Below are 18,681 nucleotides of genomic sequence, written 5' to 3'. Positions count from 1 at the left end.
GCCGGGAGGTAGCGTCAGGTGACAGCGAACCGTCCACAGGGCGGAAATGACGAGATGGGGAAGACGTTCACCATATGCCGGACCGACGCCGCCGCACCGCCTTCCGCCACCCGCTGCCCGAGCGGAGCTCACTGCTGATGCGGGAGCGCCAGTCCCCCACGCCGGGCTCCTCCTCTTCTCCCTCTTCCTCTTCTCCCTCCTCCTCGTCTTCCTCCTCCTCGCCGTCGGGGTCCTCCGGGTCCTCCGGGTCCCGTCCCGAGGACGACAACCCCTTCGCACCGCCGCCGGAGGACCGCCCCGACCAGCCGTGGCAGCCGCGCCACCCGGTCAACGGCGGTACCCACGGAAACGGCGAGAACAACGGCGACGGCGGGGACGCCCCCGAGGGCGGCTCCCCCGACAACCGGCCCGTCTGGGGCAGCCAGTGGAGCAGCCAACAGCCCGGACGCCAGAGCGGCGACTTCGGCGGGCGGCCCGCCGGACCCGCCGGGCCGAACGGACAGGGTGGCGGCCGGAACGGCCAGGAGGGCAAGCCCGGCGGGATGCGCTGGGACCCGACCGACCCGGTCCAGCGCCGGGCGCGCTACTCACTGCTCGCCGGCATGTGGGCGTTCTTCTTCGCGATCTTCGATCTGCCGGAGATCGCCCTGCTGCTGGGTGCGCTCGCGACCTACTGGTCCATCAGCGCGCTCCGGGCCAAGCCGAAGGAACCGTCGACGGCAGGCGAGACGTCGGCCGGATCGTCCTCGGGCGCGTCCGCCGGAACGCCTGCCGACGCCCAGGGCGCCGGGACCGGCAGCGGTGCCGCCACGGCGGGGGCCGCGGCAACACCGGGGACCGCAGCAGCACCGGGTGCATCTGGCACCGCGTTCGCTCAGCGCGGCAGCCGGCAGCAGACGACGGCCGCGGTCAGCGGTCTGGTGACGGCGCTGATCGCCCTGGCGATCGTCGCGACGTCGTTCACCGTGCAGCTGGTCTACCGGGACTACTACACCTGCGTGAACGACGCCCTCACCAAGTCGGGCCAGGTGTCCTGCAACGATCTGCTGCCGAAGCCGCTGGAACCCCTCTTCGGCGTCAAGAAGTAGCCTCCGGCGGGTGGGCCGGTCCGGCATCCGCCGGCCGGTCCACCCGTTCGTCGGCCGCCCTCGCGTGCCAGGGATCGGTGGGCAGGAAGTCGTACAGCTCCCCGTCCGCGTCACCCTGCTCACCGAGGCCGCCCACACCGGTCCCGCCAGAGGCGCCCGATCCGGGTGCGGACGGGGATGCGGCCAGGGACGGGGATACGGCCGGGGACGGGGACGGGGACGGAGATACGGACAGGGACGCGGGCACGCGTGCCGGTGCGGGCGTGGCTGCCGGAGCGTGGCCGGGTACGGGGCCCGCCCCGGCCTCCGTGCCGTCCGGTTCCGGGTCCGGGTCCGGGTCCGCCTTTCGGCGGCCCCACCATCTGCGTCCGATCGGCGCGGCTGCCTCTTCTGCCGCTTCGGCCGTTGTGGTGTCTGTGGCCGCTGTGGCTACTTCCGCCGTGTTCGTTGTATTCGTTGTGTTCGCTCCGGTCGTCGCCTCTGCCGTCGGCTCCTCGGGGGCGGTGCGTACGCGCAGCCGCCAGGCCCGCAGCAACAGCGCCATCGGGACACCGAGGGCCACCGTCCACGCGAGGGCCGCCGCCCCGGTGAGCCACCACACGGGACCGAACTCCGCCAGTGCCCGGGTCCCGAGCCGCCCCCCGGCCGCCGCCGCCAGCAGCGCGGCGCCGATCCCGCAGCCCAGCGCTCCCAGCGCGGCGGTGAACGCGGTCTCCCCCGGGCTCCACGCGTCCTCGCGCGCACCGTCGACGGGCACCGCCCGCCGTACGGTGAACCAGGCGACCGTCAGCGCCGCCGCGACCGGGACCGCCGCGGTCGCCCAGTTCAGCGGCGTCCCCGCGCCCTCGGCCGGCATCGCGGCCAGCAGCGGGAAGTCCGGCACCGCGGGGCGGCCCACGAAGGCGACCGGGGCGACCGTGGACGCCGTACCGAGCGCGAACCCCGGCCCGAGCCCGTACGCGGCGCCCCACACCGCCGCGTTCGGCACCAGCAGCAGCGCGAGGAACAGCACCGCGCACCGCCCGGCCCAGTCGCCGGACAGCCGCAGGAACGAGTCCTGGACCGGATCCGCGTGCCACACCAGCGCCGCCGCGACGACGAGCGCACCACCACCCAGCAGGACCATCACCCCGGCCGCCGCGGACCGGCCCACCACCTCTGCCCGCCGGACGAACCTGGAGCGCGCCATCGCCTCGTGCAGCCGTACCGGCGCCCAGGAGGGCGGCGGTCCGAGCGGGCGCCCGGAGGCCGTCCACACCCCGGCCGCCGCCGCTCCCGCCACCACGACGGCCGAGGGGAACAGCAGGGACAGCGGCTCGACGGACAGCGAGGCGCCCCGCACATAGAGCGCGACCACCGCCCCGACCAGCAGATAACCGCCCGTCACCAGGGCGAACGCGCCTGCGGGCGAGGGGGCCCCGCGGCCCTCCTCGGGCTCCAGCACATCCCTGGCCGCGCGGTGCACCAGCCAGACCGGCATGGCGGCGAACAGAAGGGGGACGACCCCGACGGGGGCCGGGGACCCGGTCAGGGTGTCCGTTCTGATCAGTTCGGCGCCATGGGCCAGCAGCCACAGGCCGGCAGCCGTGTGGACGGCCTCGCCGGGACCACTGCCGGAGGCCGGGGAGCTGATCCACAGCACCATGACGAGCGCGGCGACAGAGCCCAGTCCGAGCCCTGCGGCAAGCGCCCCGCGCAGCAGCGCGGAGGCCAGTACGGCGGGCCGTCCGTGCTCTGCCGACAACAACGGGCTGCGTTCGGTCACTTGGGTCACACCGCAATGCTGCCAACGACACGCGCTTAATCCATGTAACGGGCGAATGACCGCTGTGTCGCTCAATATACGTTTATGTACTTTTTCACCCCGCGCAGGCCGGGCGGAGAGCCCTCATGACACAGAGCACGACCGGCACGGCAGCCGCCTACCCGCTCCCGTCGCCCAAGGAGCGTCGCAGGCTGCGGGAGGCGAAGTCGCTGAGTGAGGAGCAGGTCGCGGCGGCCGTGGGCGTCACCCGGGCCACGGTCCGGGCCTGGGAGACGGGCCGCACCAGCCCGCGCGGGCGCAAGCGCGAGGCGTACGCCCGGCTCATCGGAACGGGTGACACTCCGCCCACGCCACCCGCCGATGCCGTCAAACCGGCCGCACCGGACATGTGGTCGAAGGATGCCGGGGGCGGGGCCGGTGCTGCCGCTGCCGCTGCCGCTGCCGCTGCCGCTGCCAAGAGTGAGGCTGCGGCTGAGGTCGTTGGGGTGCCTGAGGCCCATGAGGCCGTTGATTTGCCCGAAGCCCCTGATCCTGTCGAACTTCCTGAGATCTCTGAGGTCCCTGAGGTCCTTGAGGTCCCTGAGGTCCCTGAGGCAGTCGCCGCGGCCGCTTCCAGCGGCGGTGAGAGTGGTTCAGAGACCGGGGCCGGAGCCGGGACCGGGACCGAGGCCGAGGCCGGGCCCTCGCCCGCCGAGGCGTTCGACGCCCTGTACCGGCACACCGCCGCCGCGCTGTTCCGCCAGACCTATCTGCTGACCGGCCGCCGCGGTCTCTCCCGCGAGGCAGTCCGCAAGGCCTTCGACCTCGCCTGGCAGCGCTGGCCCGAGGTCGCCGTGGACCGGGACCCGGCGGGATGGGTACGGGCGGCCGCCCACGAGCACGCGATGTCGCCGTGGCACCGGCTGCGCCGCGAGCACCGGCGCCCCGATCCGCCGCCCGAGGCGCCCGGCCCCCGTGCGCTGCTCGACGCGCTGCTGGCCCTGCCGCCCTCGTACCGTCGCACGCTGCTGCTCCACGACGGGGTCGGGCTGGGGCTGCCGGAGACGGCGGCGGAGACGGAGGCGAGCACCCCGGCGGCGGCGGGACGGCTGATGACCGCGCGGGCGGCCGTCGGCAAGAAGGTGCCCGAGCTCGCGGCGCCGTCGACACCGGACGAGCAGTCCGCGCTGCTGCGCGAGCACCTCGGGGCGCTCGCCCTCGCCCAGTCCACGTCCTCGCTGCCGGTCCCGGAACTGATCCGTACGGGCAGCGAGCGCAAGGCGCAGCTCTGGGCGCGGGCGGCTGTCGCGTTCACCGTGCTGCTGATCGGCCTGACGCTGATCACCCTGGCCACCGCCCCCCGGAAGTACGAGACGCCCCAGTCGCCCGCGCAGCGGGTCGGCGGGGTGCCGCCGCTCGGCGGTCCGCAGAAGCTCACGCCGCAGGACAAGAAGCTCCAGAAGAAGCTCGGCGGCGAGCTGGTGCACGGTCCGGCCCGGCTGGTTCCCGGAGTGGGCTGAGCCCGGAGCCGTGAGCGCAGCGAAGCGGGCCCGTACCCCCGGCCGGGGGTACGGGCCCGCTTCGCTGCTTGCGGTGACGCGGTCCTGCGGTGGTGCTCCGACGCGGTGAGGCGTCAGGCGCCGAGGATCTCGCGCGCCAGCTTGGCGGTCTCGGTCGGCGTCTTGCCGACCTTGACGCCGGCGGCCTCAAGGGCCTCCTTCTTCGCCTGCGCGGTGCCGGAGGAACCGGAGACGATGGCGCCGGCGTGGCCCATGGTCTTGCCCTCGGGGGCGGTGAAGCCCGCGACGTAACCGACGACCGGCTTGGTGACGCTCGATGCGATGAAGTCCGCCGCACGCTCCTCGGCGTCGCCGCCGATCTCGCCGATCATGACGATGAGGTCGGTCTCGGGGTCGGCCTCGAACGCCGCGAGGGCGTCGATGTGCGTCGTACCGATGACCGGGTCGCCACCGATGCCGACGGCGGTCGAGAAGCCGATGTCACGGAGCTCGTACATCATCTGGTAGGTCAGCGTGCCCGACTTCGACACGAGACCGATGCGGCCGGGCTTGGTGATGTCGCCCGGGATGATGCCGGCGTTCGACTGGCCGGGGGTGATCAGGCCGGGGCAGTTCGGACCGATGATCCGGGTCTTGTTGCCCTTCGCGCCGGCGTACGCCCAGAAGGCGGCCGAGTCGTGAACGGCGATGCCCTCGGTGATCACGACGGCGAGGGGGATCTCGGCGTCGATCGCCTCGACGACGGCGGCCTTGGAGAAGGCCGGCGGCACGAAGAGGACGGACACGTTCGCGCCGGTCTTCTCCATCGCTTCCTTGACGGAACCGAAGACCGGGATCTCGCTGCCGTCGAAGTCGACGGAGGTGCCGGCCTTGCGCGGGTTCACGCCGCCGACGATGTTGGTGCCGTCGGCGAGCATGAGCTTGGTGTGCTTCATGCCCGTCGCGCCGGTCATCCCCTGGACGATGACCTTGCTGTCCTTGGTGAGGAAGATAGCCATGGTGGTCTGAGTCCCTCTTCCTTACTTCGCAGCCGCGGCGAGCTCGGCGGCCTTGTCGGCCGCGCCGTCCATGGTGTCCACGCGCTGGACCAGCGGGTGGTTGGCGTCGGAAAGGATCTTGCGACCCAGTTCCGCGTTGTTGCCGTCGAGACGCACGACGAGCGGCTTGGTGACCGCTTCGCCCTTGGTCTTGAGCAGCTCGAGCGCCTGGACGATGCCGTTGGCGACCTCGTCGCAGGCGGTGATGCCGCCGAAGACGTTGACGAACACGGACTTGACGTCCGGGTCGCCGAGGATGATCTCCAGGCCGTTCGCCATGACCTCTGCGGAGGCGCCGCCACCGATGTCGAGGAAGTTGGCGGGCTTCACGTTGCCGTGGTTCTCACCGGCGTACGCGACGACGTCCAGGGTCGACATGACCAGACCGGCACCGTTTCCGATGATGCCGACCTCGCCGTCGAGCTTGACGTAGTTGAGGTTCTTGGCCTTGGCGGCGGCCTCGAGCGGGTTGGCCGCGTCCTTGTCCTCGAGCGCCTCGTGGCCGGGCTGGCGGAAGTCGGCGTTCTCGTCGAGAGACACCTTTCCGTCCAGGGCCAGGATTCGCCCGTCCTTGGTCTTCACCAGCGGGTTGACCTCGACGAGGAGTGCGTCCTCGGCGACGAAGGTGTCCCACAGGGTCACCAGGGCCTCGGCGACACCCTCGGCCACGTCGGCCGGGAACTTCGCCTGGGCCACGATCTCGCGGGCCTTGACGATGTCGACCCCGTCGACAGCGTTGACCGGAACCTTCGCGAGGGCCTCGGGAGACTTCTCCGCGACCTCCTCGATGTCCATGCCGCCCTGCACCGAGGCCATGGCCAGGAAGGTGCGGTTGGTCCGGTCGAGGAGGTAAGAGACGTAGTACTCCGCCTCGATCTCCGGGGACAGCTCGGCGATCATCACCTTGTGGACCGTGTGGCCCTTGATGTCCATGCCGAGGATGTCGGTCGCGCGAGCGACCGCCTCGTCGGGGTTGGCGGCCAGCTTGACGCCGCCGGCCTTGCCTCGGCCACCGACCTTCACCTGTGCCTTGACGACCGACTTGCCGCCCAGCCGCTCGGTCGCCTCGCGGGCTGCCTCAGGCGTGTCGATCACTTCACCGGCCAGCACCGGTACACCGTGCTTGGCGAAGAGGTCCCTCGCCTGGTACTCGAACAGGTCCACGCGCGTCCGTCCCTTATCAAATGGTCTCGCGGTTGGTTTTCTGCGTGGGCGTGCCGCGAGGGGCAACGTGACTGCTCTGTCACCAGGAAGGCGCACACGGTGACCGGATACGCGGCATGTCCATCTCGCAGGTTATCCCCGCGCCCCGCAGGACCCTAAATCGCAGATCCCCCCTGGGCGGTGATTACGGTCACAGATCGCGCTGGTGGCCGGGTCGCAGTGGACAAATCGGCGCGGGCACGGCGGCCCGGCGGCGGCCCGTCACCCATGGGCCTCCCTGTCCGGCACGGGCAGTGGCCGCTTCTCGATCGCCGCGGCCATCACCTCGGGAAAGAGGTCCGGCGTGCAGGCGAAAGCGGGGGCGCCGAGCGCGGAGAGTGCCGTCGCGTGGTCGCGGTCGTAGGCGGGTGCACCCTCGTCGGAGAGGGCGAGCAGGGTCACGAACTGCACTCCGGACGCCTTCATCGCGGCGACCCGTTTCAGCATCTCGTTGCGGATGCCGCCCTCGTACAGATCGCTGATGAGCACGACGACGGTGTCCGCGGGGCGGGTGATCCTGGACTGGCAGTAGGCGAGCGCCCGGTTGATGTCGGTGCCGCCGCCGAGCTGGGTGCCGAAGAGCACGTCCACCGGGTCGTCGAGCTGGTCAGTGAGGTCGACGACCGCCGTGTCGAAGACGACGAGTCTGGTCCGCAGGGCGCGCATGGAGGCGAGCACGGCGCCGAAGACCGACGCGTACACCACGGAGGCCGCCATCGAGCCGGACTGGTCGATGCAGAGGATGACGTCCTTCTTCACGGACTGCGCCGCGCGCCCGTGGCCGATGAGCCGCTCCGGCACGATCGTGCCGGCCCCGTCCTCGCCGGGGAGCGTCAGATAGTTCTTGAGGTTGGCCCGGATGGTCCGGTTCCAGTCGATGTCGTGGTGCCGCGGCCGGCTGACCTTCGCCGAGCGGTCCAGCGCACCGGTGAGCGCCGCCCGGGTGCGGGTGGTGAGCCGGCTCTCCAGCTTCTCCACGACCTTGCGGACGACGGCTCTCGCGGTCTCCTTCGTCGTCTCCGGCATGACCTTGTTGAGCGAGAGCAGGGTGCCGACGAGATGGACGTCCGCCTCGACGGCCTCCAGCATCTCCGGTTCGAGCAGGAGCGCGGAGAGGCCGAGCCGGTCGATGGCGTCGCGCTGCATGACCTGGACGACGGAGCTGGGGAAGTACGTACGGATGTCCCCGAGCCAGCGGGCCACGGAGGGCGCGGAGGCGCCCAGTCCGGCCGAACGCCCGCCGCCGCCCCGGCCGCCGGGCTGTCTGCCCCCGCTCTCGTACAGCGCGGCCAGCGCGCCGTCCATCGCGGCGTCGCGTCCGGTGAGGGTGCAGCCCGTGCTCTGCGCACTGTCCGCGCCCAGCACCATGCGCCAGCGCCGCAGCCGTTCACCACTGTCCGCGCCGTGCGCCCGAGGGGTCTCGTCCGGCCCGGCCGTCTTCTCCGTCTCCGTCACCGTCCCCGCCGAGTTGGCGGCCCTGTCCGTCGTCATCCCGTTGCTCCCAGCGGTTCCTCGGTGGTGTCGTGTCTCTCCGCGTCCGCGTCCAGGCCCAGCAGCAGGCGCAGCACCGGCAGCACCGCGTCCGCCCGCGGCCCGTCGAGTACGGGGCCGAATCCGGGTGCCGTCGCCCCGCCGCCCGGGACCCCGCCCGTGCCTGCGGCCGTTCTCGCGGCGGCCGGGCCGCGCCGGACGAGCTCGCCCAGCGTGCGCCGGACGCCGGATTCGTACGCCGAGAAGGTGCGGCGCAGCAGCGGCAGCACGTCGGTGAAGGTGTCCGGGGAGACCCCGCTCAGCCAGGAGTCGACCAGGGCGAGCAGCCTCTCGTCGTGGACCAGGAGCATGCCGCCGCCGGCCGCCCCGCCGACGAAGCCCTCGATCCACGCGGCGGCGTCGGCGGGCGGTGTGCCGGGCGACAGGGCCAGGCCCATCAGCCGGGCCGCGTCGTCCTGTTCGAGGTGGCCGTCGTCGAGGAGCAGCCGGGCGGCCCGGCCCCGGATGACGCCTGCGACGGTGTCCCGGGCGGCGAGCTTGTGCAGCACCGCCCTCCAGCGTTCGCGCAGCCCGTCCGCGTTCGCCGGTACGGCGCCGGCGAGCAGGCCGATCGCGGTGTGGACGCCGTCGACCTGGCGGCGCAGTGCGGCGGCCCCGTCGGCGTCGAGTCCGGTGCAGGCGGGGGGCAGTCCGACGCAGATCCGCTCGGCGAGCCCGGCCGCGACCTCGCCGAGCGCCGCGGTGTCCGTGGACCGGACGTCTCCGTAGCGCAGCGTCCGGGCCAGGGACGGCAGGGCGTCGGCGAGGTGGCCGACGTCCGTGTCGAGGGCGGCGCGGTCGGCGAGCACGCGCATCACGACGGGCAGCGCCTCGGGCAGTTCGGCCAGCAGGCACCGTTCCGCGAGCGCGGTGACCTCGGCGAGCGTGGTGGCCGCGAGGGCGTCCGACTCGGCGCGGGCGGTCGCGGCGGAGAGCACGGTGGTGCCCCATACGCCCGCCTCCGCGACGCGTACGTACAACTCCGGCTCCCAGTGCAGCCGCCAGCTCTCCCGGAAGGTGCCGGTGCTCCCCCGGCCCGCTGCGGGTTCGCCCCAGCCGACGCCGAGGATCCGCAGCCGGTGCAGCAGCCTGCTGCGGGCGGCGTCGGTGTCCTTGCGGAGGTCGAGCTCCACGTCCCTTTCCGACGCCTCCGGTTTGAGCCGCAGGGTGCGCTGCCGGCGGGTGAGGTCGCGCTGGAGCGGCACGGCGGGGGCGGTGTCCGGTACCTCTCCGAGTGTCCCGCCGACGATCAGCCGGTCCCGGACGAGGGCCAGCGGTACGTCGGAGCCCTCGCACATCACGGCCCGGACGGCGTCGGTCGCCTCGCTCAGGCCGGCGAGTGGCCGGCCGCGCATGGCGGCGAGGGTCGCGGCGAGCCGGACGGCCTCGATGACATGGGCCGAGGAGACGAACCGGTCCTCGTCGCGCAGGAGTCCGGCGACCTTCGTCATCCACCGTTCGACCGGGCGGTCCTGGGAGGCGAAGAGGTGCGCGTACCAGCCGGGTGAGTCGATCCCGGCCCCGTATCCGCTGTGCCGGGCGAGCCGGTGGTGGGTCCAGGGCACCCATGTCAGCTCGGCCTTGACCTTGGGCAGCCCCTTGAGGAGGGCCCGGTCGGCGGCGAGTGTGGTCCTCGCCCGGAGCGCGGGCACGTGCCAGGCACCGCAGACGACGGCGAAGTCGTCACCGAACTCCTTGCGCGCCGTGCGCACCTGGATCCGCATGTACGCCTCGCGGACCGCGTCCCTGGGGTGGCCGCCGTCCCCGTACACCTCGCGCAACGCGGTCATCGCCTCGCCCAGCGCGGCGAAGGCCGCCAACGGGTCGCCGGGGCCGCCGTCGTGGGCGCGGTGTTCGACGACGTCCTCCCACCAGCGCTCGGGATCGTCGTAGCCCGCGGTCTCGGCCAGCACCCCGATGGGGTCGACCGGGGCGGGCGGGGGCTCCGCCTCCCCGGCCTGTTCCGCCGGGTCGCGGCGCTCCTCTTCCTCCGCCATGGCCAGCGAGTGGGCGGCCGGCAGGTCGATGAAGCGGACCGGGACGCCGTGTGCGAGGGCCCAGCGGATCGCGACCCACTCGGGCGAGAACTCGGCGAGCGGCCAGAACGCGGCCCGTCCGGGGTCGCCCACCGCGTGGGCGAGCAGGGCGACGGGCGGCCGCATCTGCTCGTCGGCGGCGAGCGGCAGCAGCGCGTCGCCCTCGGGCGGGCCCTCGATGAGCACCGCTCGCGGGCGGGCGGCCTCCAGTGCGGCGCCGACTGCGCGGGCCGAGCCGGGGCCGTGGTGCCGCACCCCCAGCAGCAGCGGCCCGCCGGGGCGCGGGACGCCGGTCATACGGAGGCCTCACGGCAGGCGCGGTAGAAGTCCTTCCAGCCGTCCCGCTCGCGCACCACGGTCTCCAGGTACTCCTGCCAGACCACCCGGTCGGCGGCCGGGTCCCGGACGACCGCGCCGAGGATGCCGGCCGCGACGTCCCCCGCGCGCAGCACCCCGTCGCCGAAGTGGGCGGCCAGTGCGAGGCCGTTGGTGACGACGGAGATGGCCTCGGCCGTGGACAGCGTCCCCGAGGGCGACTTGAGCTTGGTGCGGCCGTCGGTGGTGACTCCGTCACGCAGTTCACGGAAGACCGTGACCACGCGGCGGATCTCCGCGAGGCCGTCGGGCGCGGGAGGCAGGTCGAGCGAGCGGCCGACCTGGTCGACGCGCCGGGAGACGATGTCGACCTCCGCCTCCGGGGTGGCGGGCAGTGGCAGGACCACCGTGTTGAACCGGCGGCGCAGGGCGCTGGACAGCTCGTTGACCCCGCGGTCGCGGTCGTTGGCCGTGGCGATCACGTTGAAGCCGCGGACCGCCTGGACCTCCTGGCCCAGCTCGGGCAGCGGCAGGGTCTTCTCGGACAGGATGGTGATCAGTGAGTCCTGCACATCGGCGGGGATGCGGGTGAGCTCCTCGATCCGCGCGGTCATGCCCTCGGACATGGCGCGCATCAGCGGGCTGGGCACCAGCGCGGCGCGGCTGGGGCCGTGCGCGAGCAGCTCCGCGTAGTTCCACCCGTAGCGGACCGCTTCCTCGGGTGTGCCCGCCGTGCCCTGGACGAGGAGCGTCGAGTCTCCGCTGACTGCGGCCGCGAGGTGCTCGGACACCCAGGTCTTGGCGGTGCCGGGCACGCCGAGGAGCAGCAGCGCCCGGTCGGTGGCGAGCGTGGTGACGGCGACCTCCACGAGGCGGCGCGGGCCCACGTACTTGGGTGTGATCACCGTGCCGTCGGACAGGGTGCCACCCAGCAGGTATGTGGCGACGGCCCAGGGCGACAGCCGCCAACGGGCGGGGCGCGGGCGGTCGTCGGCGGCCGCGAGCGCCTTCAGCTCGTCGGCGAAGGCGTCCTCGGCGTGCGGGCGCAGCGCCTCGGCGCCCACGGCTGTGGTGGTTTCTGACACGGTCATGGATCCCCCTCCAGATCGGTCGACCCGATGTGGTTCCCACGGTGCACCATGGCACTGACAATCGGCTTTCCCACAGGTCGGAGCGGTTGTCAGTGGTGCGGCCTACCGTCGTACCCATGCTGCTGACTGACGGGGGAGAACCCTTGAGCGCCGCCGCTCCGGCGGTGCGCTGGACGGTGGAGCAGGTCCTGGCCCTGGCTCCTGACGACGCTTCACGCAAGGCGGGGAACAAGCTCGGTTCTGCCGGGCCGTGGTCGGACACCGGGTGGGACGGACCGGGTGCGGTGTGGGGGCTGTGCAGGGGGAGCGGGAGCAAGCCGTACCGCACGGTGGTCGACACCACCGGGCCCGCGTACAAGTGCAGTTGCCCCAGCCGGAAGTTCCCCTGCAAGCACGCGCTGGGCCTGTTGCTGCTCCGGGCGTCCGACGAGGGGGCCCTGCCCGCGGCCGATCCGCCGGACTGGGCCGGTGAGTGGCTGGAGGGCCGGCGCCGGCGCGCGGAGGCCGCGGAGGTGAGGGAGCGGTCGGAGGGGGCCGAGGGCCCTGCGGCCGGTCCCGCCGATCCCGCGGCCGCCCTGCGGCGGGCCGAGCGCCGGGCGGGGCGGATCGGGGGCGGGGTGCAGGAGCTGGAACGGCGCCTGACCGACCTGGTGCGCGGCGGTCTGGCCGCGGCCGAGCAGTCGGGATACGGGATGTGGGAGGAGACGGCGGCCCGCATGGTCGACGCCCAGGCACCCGGCCTGGCAGGCCGGGTAAGGGAGTTGGGAGCGATCCCGGCGTCCGGGCCGGGCTGGCCGGTGCGGCTGCTGGAGGAGTGCGCCCTGCTGCATATGCTGGACACGGGCTGGCTGGGCATCGACCGGCTGCCGCCGGCGCTGGCGGCCACGGTCCGTACCCGGGTCGGGCTGCCGGTCACCGCCGAGGAGGTGCCGGTCCGTGACCACTGGCTGGTCCTCGCCCAGTACGACACCCCCGAGGGCAAGATCGTCGCCCGTCGCATCTGGCTCTACGGGAGGGAGTCGGGCCGGACGGCGCTGCTGCTGTCCTTCGGTGCCGCCGGCCGCTCCCCCGCTCATGCCCTGCCGGTGGGCGCCACGCTGGATGCCGAGCTCACGCCCTGTCGGGGCTCGGGACAGCTACGGGCCGAGCCCGGACCGCAGTTCGGGGCACCGGCGCCCACCGGCCCGCCGCCACCAGGTGTCACGGTCGCCGGGGCGATCGCCGCCTACGGACGGGCCCTGGGCGAGGACCCCTGGCTGGACTCGTGGCCGGTGACGCTGCGCGACGTCATACCCGTGCCGTCCGGGGACGGCTGGCAACTGGCGGACGCGCACGGGGACTCGGCCCTGCCCGTCGCTCCGGCCGCGCTGTCCCGGCCCGCGCTGTGGAAGCTCGTCGCGGTCTCCGGCGGCGGTCCGCTCACCGTCTTCGGCGAGTGCGGCCACCGCGGTTTCGATCCGCTCGCGGCCTGGCCGGCCGTGCGCGGGGGCGACGACGCGACAGCGGCCGATCCGCACGCCCTGCCGTCCAACGCCGAGACCGTGCCGCTCATCTGACTCCTGGAGGAGGAGCGATGCCCCGTACCACCACACCCGTCACGCCCATCATGCCCACCACACCTGTCACGCCCACCACACCCGTCACATCGGCCACGACCACCGCGCCCGTCCCCGCCGCCGGCCTGCTCACCGGGACGCCGTGGGAGGAACTCGTCACCTCGGCGCTGCTCGGCACGGACCGCCGCCCTCTCCCGACGGCATCCGGCACCGGCACCGGCCCGCCCGGCGAACCGGACGGGACACCGGGCGGGACACCGGACGGGACACCGGGCGGGGGCCCGCCCCCTGCCGGCCCGGACAGCGCGGCGACCGCGCTGCTGAACGAGGCCGCCCTGCACACCGTGCGGCGCCGGGCCGGTCTGCTGCCCGCTCCCGCGGCCCCCCGGCCCGATCCCGCGCCCACCGACCCTCGGCCGCCCCTGCCCGGGGCTGCCCGGAGCCGGCTGGAGCGGCTGCTCGCGGACCGGGCGGCACCGAGCGGTTCGGGCGGCAGACGCGGCACGGCTCCCGATCTGACGGAACTGATTCCGCAGTGGCTGGCCACCGCCAATCTGCACGGCTACCGGGCACCGGACGCGGCCCTGCCCGCCCTGCTCGACGCGGCCCGCGCGCGGACCGATCTGCGGCCGCAGGCCCTGGCGTTCGCCGGGCCGCGCGGACTCTGGCTGGCCGGGCTGAACCCCGAGTGGAAGTTCGCGTTGCGCGGCTCGTCCGGCACCTCACTGCTGCCGGACGTGACCGACCCGGAAGCGGTCCACCGGCTTTGGGAGGAAGGCCTGTTCGCCGAACGGGTCGCCCTGCTCACGGCGGTACGCGCGCACGAGGCGGGCGCCGCTCTCGCGCTGCTCGCCACCACCTGGGCCACCGAGCGGGCCGAGGACCGGCTGATGTTCGTCGACTCCCTGCGCACCGGGCTCTGCGGCGACGACGAGGCCTTCCTGGAGCAGGCCCTCGCCGACCGCAGCCGCAATGTCCGTGCGACGGCCGCCGAACTGCTCTCCGCCCTTCCCGAATCGGCGCTCGCCCGCCGGATGGCGGACCGCGCCCTGTCCTGCGTGAGCCCCGGTCTCACCGGCACCGGGCCGTCCGTGGCCGTGGAGGCGCCGCACGAGTGCGATGCGGCGATGGAGCGCGACGGTGTGGTGGCGCTCCCGCCGTCCGGGCGGGGCGAACGGTCGTGGTGGCTCGGCCAGTTGGTGGAGTCGTCCCCGCTCGCGATCTGGCCGGCGCGGTTCGGCGGCCGCGAGGCGCGGGAGATCGTCGCGCTTCCCGTGGCCGACGGCTGGAGCGAGGAACTCCACGCGGCCTGGTGCCGGGCCGCCGTCCGGCAGCGGGACGCGGAGTGGGCGCGGGCGCTGCTCGGCTCCCCCTCGACACCCCCGTCGAACGGCCCGGGTACGGCGTCGCTCGCCGAGCGGTCGAAGCTGCTGATCGTGCTGCCCGCCGCCGAACGGGCCGGCTGGGTCGCCGAGTTCATCGCCGCGCACGGGCTGTCGGAGGCGTTCCAGCTGCTGGGGGTCTGCCCGACCCCCTGGGCCGAGCCGCTCGGCCGCTCCGTCGTCGACGCCCTCGACATCGCCCGGGACGCCGGCAGCTATCCGTGGAGCTTCAGCGGAGTGATGGGCCTAGCGGAGCGCTGCCTGAATCCGGCGGAGGCGGACCGCCTGGAGGTCCTCACCACGACTCCCGACGAGCCGGCGGACGCCTCCCCCGGTGCGAACGGTTACTGGTCGGAGGCGTTCCAGCGGCTGGTCTCCACCCTGCGGCTCCGCGCGGCGATGGACGCCGAGCTGACACCGGCCCGGTGAATCCCGCTGAGCCGGACAGTCAGACCGAGAGACGGACAGACGGACAGGCGGGCAGGCGGGCGGGCGGGCAGACGGGCAGACGGGCAGACGGACCGCGCGGGATCAGGCTTCCGCCGGCTGGCGGACGTTCGCGTTGACCCAGGCGACGATCTCGATCGTCGTCGCGCCCGGGGTGAAGATCTCCGCGACTCCCTGCTCCTTGAGCGGTGCGATGTCCGCCTCGGGGATGATGCCGCCACCGAAGACCTTGATGTCCTCCGCCTCGCGCTCCTTCAACAGGGCGATCACCTTCGCGAAGAGCGTGTTGTGCGCACCGGAGAGGATCGAGAGGCCGATCGCGTCGGCATCCTCCTGGATCGCGGTGTCCACGATCTGCTCGGGCGTCTGGTGGAGCCCGGTGTAAATGACTTCCATGCCGGCGTCGCGCAGTGCCCGCGCGATCACCTTGGCCCCGCGGTCATGGCCGTCGAGGCCCGGCTTGGCCACCACCACTCGGATCGGACCGGTCACACCCATCACTGCCTCCACATGCGTCTCCCGTCCCTGAAAAGCCGGGGATGTGAACGAACGTTATCCACAGCATCCCGCAAGCCGCTGTTTCGCGGTGGGCGGGGAGGGGGAAATCACACATGGGACATGTTCACCGGGCGCCGTTTCCCGCAGCACGCGGCACACCTGCCGTGCGGGACCGGCCGCCGGGGGAGCCGCACGAGGTCGTCGTACCACCGCGCCGTCAGCCGCACGGCACGGTGGTACGGCTCATCGACCGCCCGCCTGCCGGTCACCGAAGGTGATCCGGAAGGCACGGCGGGCGGCGGGTCCCGGACGGTGAAACTGCCGCCCGGACCTCCGACACGGCACCCCATGAGGGCATACGGGGCAGGAGCCGCCTCTCCCCGGGTGCCGGAGCAGGAGGTCGACCGTGAAGGCCCTGCCCTTTCTTCCTCTACTTCTGCGTCAGCCCTGTCCGCGCAACGCCTGGCTGTCGTCCGCACTGCTGAGAGCGACCGCGCTGGAACTCGTGGTGCTCGCCGGACACGCGCTGCTCTACCCCACCGGCATCGCGGGCGAGCGACGCACCCCGTCACACCCTGCGGACGGCCTGATCCCCGCACCGTCCGGGACCGCCGCCCCGGCCACGGGAACCACCAAGAACGCCAAGAGCACCAGGAACCCCGGGAGCGCGGGAAGCGCCGGGAACACCGCGCACACGGACCGGCCGCCGGTCGTGCTCCTGCACGGTTTCATCGACAACCGCTCCGTCTTCGTCCTGCTGCGCCGTTCTCTCGCCCGGCACGGCTGGCGCCATCTGGAGTCGCTCAACTACTCCCCGCTGACCTGCGACATCCGCACCGCCGCCGAGTTGCTCGGCCGCCACGTCGAGGAGATCTGCGCCCGCACCGGACACCGCGAGGTCGACATCGTCGGGCACAGCCTGGGCGGCCTGATAGCGCGCTACTACGTACAGCGACTCGGCGGTGACCGGCGGGTCCGCACCCTGGTCACGCTCGGCACACCGCACGCGGGCACCGCTGTCGCCCCGCTGGCCAGCGCTCACCCGATCGTGCGCCAGATGCGCAGCGGATCGGCCCCGATCGAGGAGCTGCGGCTGCCGGCGCCCGGCTGCCGCACCCGGTTCGTCAGCTTCTGGAGCGAGCTGGACCAGGTGATCGTCCCCGCGGAGGCGGCCTGCATCGACCACCCCGACCTCGACGTGACGAACGTGCGCGTCAGCGGTATCGGCCATCTCGCGCTGCCCGTGCACCCGGCCGTGGCTGCCCGGATCCGCCAGGCGCTCGACGCACACGAGACGGCCCGGGAGTCCGGCGGCGCCGCGTCAGTGGCCTGAACCCGCCGGATTCCGGAGGCCGCGCCCCGTCCGGCCGGTCCGGGCAACGGCCTTTTCCGCCCAAAAATAGAACGAGTTTCGAACATAGAGCCAAGGCTGTGTGAGTGGTCCGTCGAAAGACGGCCGATTGCCCGATTCCTGAGCGCCCACGAGCCGTGGAAGATTGTCGGCGTCGCATACCGCCGGGTACAGTCGCGGCCACTGCTTTCCCCTCCGGAGTCCCCCCACGGACCCCGGACACAGGTCCTGCTGCCGAGGCGAGAGAGAAGTTGGTGAACGACCAGCACCCCCACGCCGGGTACGTCGGATACGACAGCCACTCCACGGGCGGTTTCGACAACGACCCGCTCTTCGGCTCCCTCCCCGACGGCTACGACGGTTCGTACGACACCACGCCCGGTTACACCACCCCGTACGACAGCGGGCAGGCCGGTTACAGCGGCCAGTACGACACCACCCAGTGGGACACCGGCGCACACCGGACCGCCGCGTACGACCACGCCGCCGACTACGCGGCCTACACCCCCCAGCCTCAGCAGTACCCCCCGTACGACGCGGCCCCGCAGTACGACGCGGCCCCGCAGCAGTACGACACCACCACCACCTGGACAGCGCCCGACACCTACGGCGCGAACATCCCGGCACAGGGCGGCGCCCCGGACGCGTCCGGCCAGTGGGACACCTCCGGTTGGTACACGAACGGCCAGTGGTCAAGCACCGACACGGCGGGTTACGACTCCGGCGCGTACGACGCCACCGCCTGGAACACCGGCGCCACGCCCGAGCACGGACATCAATCGCCGCAAGATGTGACGGCATCGCACGAACCCGAACAGACAACGCAGCATCCTTACGAAACACACGAGCCGTACGAAACACACGAGCCGTACGAAACACACGAGCCATACGAGACGCACGTCGTGCACGAGCCGTACGAGACTCAAGAGACGTACGAGACTCCCGAGCCGTCCGAAGCGCATGACACAGAAGCGCACGACGCATACGAGACGTACCAGGCTCACGAAGACCACCCCCCGGAACAGGACCCGTCTCCGTCCCCGGCCCCTGCCGACTCCCACCGCCCCGTGAGCCGTCCGGTCTCCCGCGGTGGCGGCAGCCGCAGCCGCAGGCGTTCGCCCGCAAGGCGTTCCGCCCTTCTCACCGTCGCCGTTCCCTCCGCCTGCGTGATGAGCGTGGCCGGTATCGCCGCCGCCTCCGTGGGCGGAATGGGCGGAATGGGCGGTGAGGAGAAGAAGGACGACACGACGACGATGGCGGCCGCCGACCCCGGCACGGTCAAGCCGGTCGCCGCCAACAACAAGCTGGACACCCAGCTCGCCAACCTCAGCGCCGACGCGGAGAACTTCGCCGACCGCGCCAGCCGCACCCAGGAGCGCATCGACCTGAAGGAGCGGCAGGCCGCCGAGAAGAAGAAGCGCATCGAGGAGGCCGCCCGCAAGGAGGCCCTGCGCCCCAAGTACGTCATTCCGGTCAAGGAGCACGGTCTCAGCGCGTACTTCGGCCAGGCGGGCGTCAACTGGATGTCCGTGCACACGGGCATCGACTTCCCCGTCCAGTACGGCACCCCGGTGATGGCCGCGACCGACGGCACCGTTCACACGCAGTACAACACCGCGTACGGGAACATGGCCATCGTCACGATGGCCGACGGCACCGAGACCTGGTACTGCCACCTCAGCAGCACCCGGATCCGCTCGGGCCCGGTCAAGGCCGGTGACGTCATCGCGTACTCGGGGAGCTCCGGCAACTCGACCGGCCCGCACATGCACTTCGAGGTGCGGCCCGGCGGCGGCGCGGCCATCGACCCGCTGCCCTGGCTCCGCAGCCACAACGTCGACCCGACCTGAGCCGGCCCGGTCGGGCGGACGGCAACGCCGCCC

13 protein-coding genes are annotated in these 18,681 nt (G+C 72.8%); 6 read left to right on the top strand and 7 right to left on the bottom strand.

All coding sequences use genetic code 11. From position 1 onward, the window contains the following. The first annotated feature begins 74 nt into the window (after positions 1 to 74). Positions 75 to 1,088, top strand: a complete 1,014-nt coding sequence (locus ACIO3R_RS25755) for a hypothetical protein (RefSeq protein WP_385041332.1) — start codon at positions 75 to 77, stop codon at positions 1,086 to 1,088. Here the strand turns inward: ACIO3R_RS25755 and ACIO3R_RS25750 are convergent. Next, on the bottom strand, positions 1,078 to 2,853 hold the full coding sequence (locus tag ACIO3R_RS25750; RefSeq protein ID WP_402109277.1) for a DUF6350 family protein: 1,776 nt from the start codon (positions 2,851 to 2,853) through the stop codon (positions 1,078 to 1,080). The two genes, ACIO3R_RS25755 and ACIO3R_RS25750, sit on opposite strands and share 11 nt — an antisense overlap. Positions 2,854 to 2,978: 125 nt before the next feature. Between ACIO3R_RS25750 and ACIO3R_RS25745 the strand changes: the two genes are divergently transcribed. Then, a complete protein-coding gene (locus ACIO3R_RS25745) occupies positions 2,979 to 4,352 on the top strand; it encodes a helix-turn-helix domain-containing protein (RefSeq protein WP_402109025.1) in 1,374 nt (457 codons plus the stop codon). A gap of 113 nt (positions 4,353 to 4,465) precedes the next feature. Here the strand turns inward: ACIO3R_RS25745 and sucD are convergent, their stop codons facing one another. The 5 genes from sucD to ACIO3R_RS25720 form a co-directional block, all read right to left on the bottom strand. Continuing rightward, positions 4,466 to 5,350 carry a succinate--CoA ligase subunit alpha gene (sucD, locus tag ACIO3R_RS25740; protein WP_385034758.1) on the bottom strand — a complete coding sequence of 295 codons (885 nt, stop codon included), beginning with the start codon at positions 5,348 to 5,350 and terminating at the stop codon, positions 4,466 to 4,468. A gap of 21 nt (positions 5,351 to 5,371) precedes the next feature. Next, the gene (gene sucC, locus ACIO3R_RS25735) at positions 5,372 to 6,553 is read right to left on the bottom strand and encodes an ADP-forming succinate--CoA ligase subunit beta (RefSeq protein WP_363022171.1); all 1,182 of its coding nucleotides are present in this window, start codon (positions 6,551 to 6,553) and stop codon (positions 5,372 to 5,374) included. Positions 6,554 to 6,814: 261 nt separating this feature from the next. Then, positions 6,815 to 7,960 carry a vWA domain-containing protein gene (locus tag ACIO3R_RS25730; protein WP_402109274.1) on the bottom strand — a complete coding sequence of 382 codons (1,146 nt, stop codon included), beginning with the start codon at positions 7,958 to 7,960 and terminating at the stop codon, positions 6,815 to 6,817. A 119-nt stretch (positions 7,961 to 8,079) separates the two neighbouring features. Continuing rightward, positions 8,080 to 10,455 carry a DUF5682 family protein gene (locus tag ACIO3R_RS25725; protein ID WP_402109021.1) on the bottom strand — a complete coding sequence of 792 codons (2,376 nt, stop codon included), beginning with the start codon at positions 10,453 to 10,455 and terminating at the stop codon, positions 8,080 to 8,082. Continuing rightward, positions 10,452 to 11,564, bottom strand: a complete 1,113-nt coding sequence (locus ACIO3R_RS25720) for an AAA family ATPase (RefSeq protein ID WP_385355108.1) — start codon at positions 11,562 to 11,564, stop codon at positions 10,452 to 10,454. Before ACIO3R_RS25720 ends, ACIO3R_RS25725 begins: the two co-directional genes overlap by 4 nt. 116 nt (positions 11,565 to 11,680) lie before the next feature. Between ACIO3R_RS25720 and ACIO3R_RS25715 the strand changes: the two genes are divergently transcribed. Together ACIO3R_RS25715 and ACIO3R_RS25710 are read left to right on the top strand one after the other, a co-directional pair. Then, positions 11,681 to 13,120: an SWIM zinc finger family protein gene (locus ACIO3R_RS25715; RefSeq protein WP_402109018.1), complete on the top strand. Its 1,440-nt coding sequence runs from the start codon at positions 11,681 to 11,683 to the stop codon at positions 13,118 to 13,120. A 17-nt stretch (positions 13,121 to 13,137) separates the two neighbouring features. Beyond that, positions 13,138 to 14,931, top strand: coding sequence for a DUF5691 domain-containing protein (locus tag ACIO3R_RS25710; protein ID WP_402109016.1), 1,794 nt, complete (start codon positions 13,138 to 13,140; stop codon positions 14,929 to 14,931). A gap of 102 nt (positions 14,932 to 15,033) precedes the next feature. Here the strand turns inward: ACIO3R_RS25710 and ACIO3R_RS25705 are convergent, their stop codons facing one another. After that, positions 15,034 to 15,447 (bottom strand): cobalamin B12-binding domain-containing protein, encoded by a 414-nt coding sequence (locus ACIO3R_RS25705; protein WP_385355113.1) that lies wholly within the window; start codon positions 15,445 to 15,447, stop codon positions 15,034 to 15,036. Between the two features lie 415 nt (positions 15,448 to 15,862). Here ACIO3R_RS25705 and ACIO3R_RS25700 point away from each other — a divergent pair, with 415 nt between their 5' ends. After that, on the top strand, positions 15,863 to 16,780 hold the full coding sequence (locus tag ACIO3R_RS25700; protein WP_402109271.1) for an esterase/lipase family protein: 918 nt from the start codon (positions 15,863 to 15,865) through the stop codon (positions 16,778 to 16,780). Between the two features lie 272 nt (positions 16,781 to 17,052). Then, complete coding sequence (locus tag ACIO3R_RS25695; protein WP_402109013.1) at positions 17,053 to 18,648, top strand: peptidoglycan DD-metalloendopeptidase family protein; 1,596 nt, start codon at positions 17,053 to 17,055, stop codon at positions 18,646 to 18,648. The last annotated feature ends 33 nt before the right edge of the window (positions 18,649 to 18,681 follow it).

It is taken from the genome of Streptomyces sp. NPDC087428 (assembly GCF_044744085.1).
GTDB lineage: Bacteria > Actinomycetota > Actinomycetes > Streptomycetales > Streptomycetaceae > Streptomyces.
This window is presented reverse-complemented; position numbering and strand designations above follow the sequence as displayed.

Coding starts and splice junctions, on each gene's coding strand:
- ACIO3R_RS25745 (WP_402109025.1), top strand. CDS start 2,979: ATGACACAGAGCACGACCGGCACGGCAGCCGCCTACCCGCTCCCGTCG.
- ACIO3R_RS25710 (WP_402109016.1), top strand. CDS start 13,138: ATGCCCCGTACCACCACACCCGTCACGCCCATCATGCCCACCACACCT.
- ACIO3R_RS25755 (WP_385041332.1), top strand. CDS start 75: ATGCCGGACCGACGCCGCCGCACCGCCTTCCGCCACCCGCTGCCCGAG.
- ACIO3R_RS25720 (WP_385355108.1), bottom strand. CDS start 11,564: ATGACCGTGTCAGAAACCACCACAGCCGTGGGCGCCGAGGCGCTGCGC.
- ACIO3R_RS25725 (WP_402109021.1), bottom strand. CDS start 10,455: ATGACCGGCGTCCCGCGCCCCGGCGGGCCGCTGCTGCTGGGGGTGCGG.
- ACIO3R_RS25730 (WP_402109274.1), bottom strand. CDS start 7,960: ATGGTGCTGGGCGCGGACAGTGCGCAGAGCACGGGCTGCACCCTCACC.
- sucD (WP_385034758.1), bottom strand. CDS start 5,350: ATGGCTATCTTCCTCACCAAGGACAGCAAGGTCATCGTCCAGGGGATG.
- ACIO3R_RS25705 (WP_385355113.1), bottom strand. CDS start 15,447: ATGGGTGTGACCGGTCCGATCCGAGTGGTGGTGGCCAAGCCGGGCCTC.
- ACIO3R_RS25715 (WP_402109018.1), top strand. CDS start 11,681: ATGCTGCTGACTGACGGGGGAGAACCCTTGAGCGCCGCCGCTCCGGCG.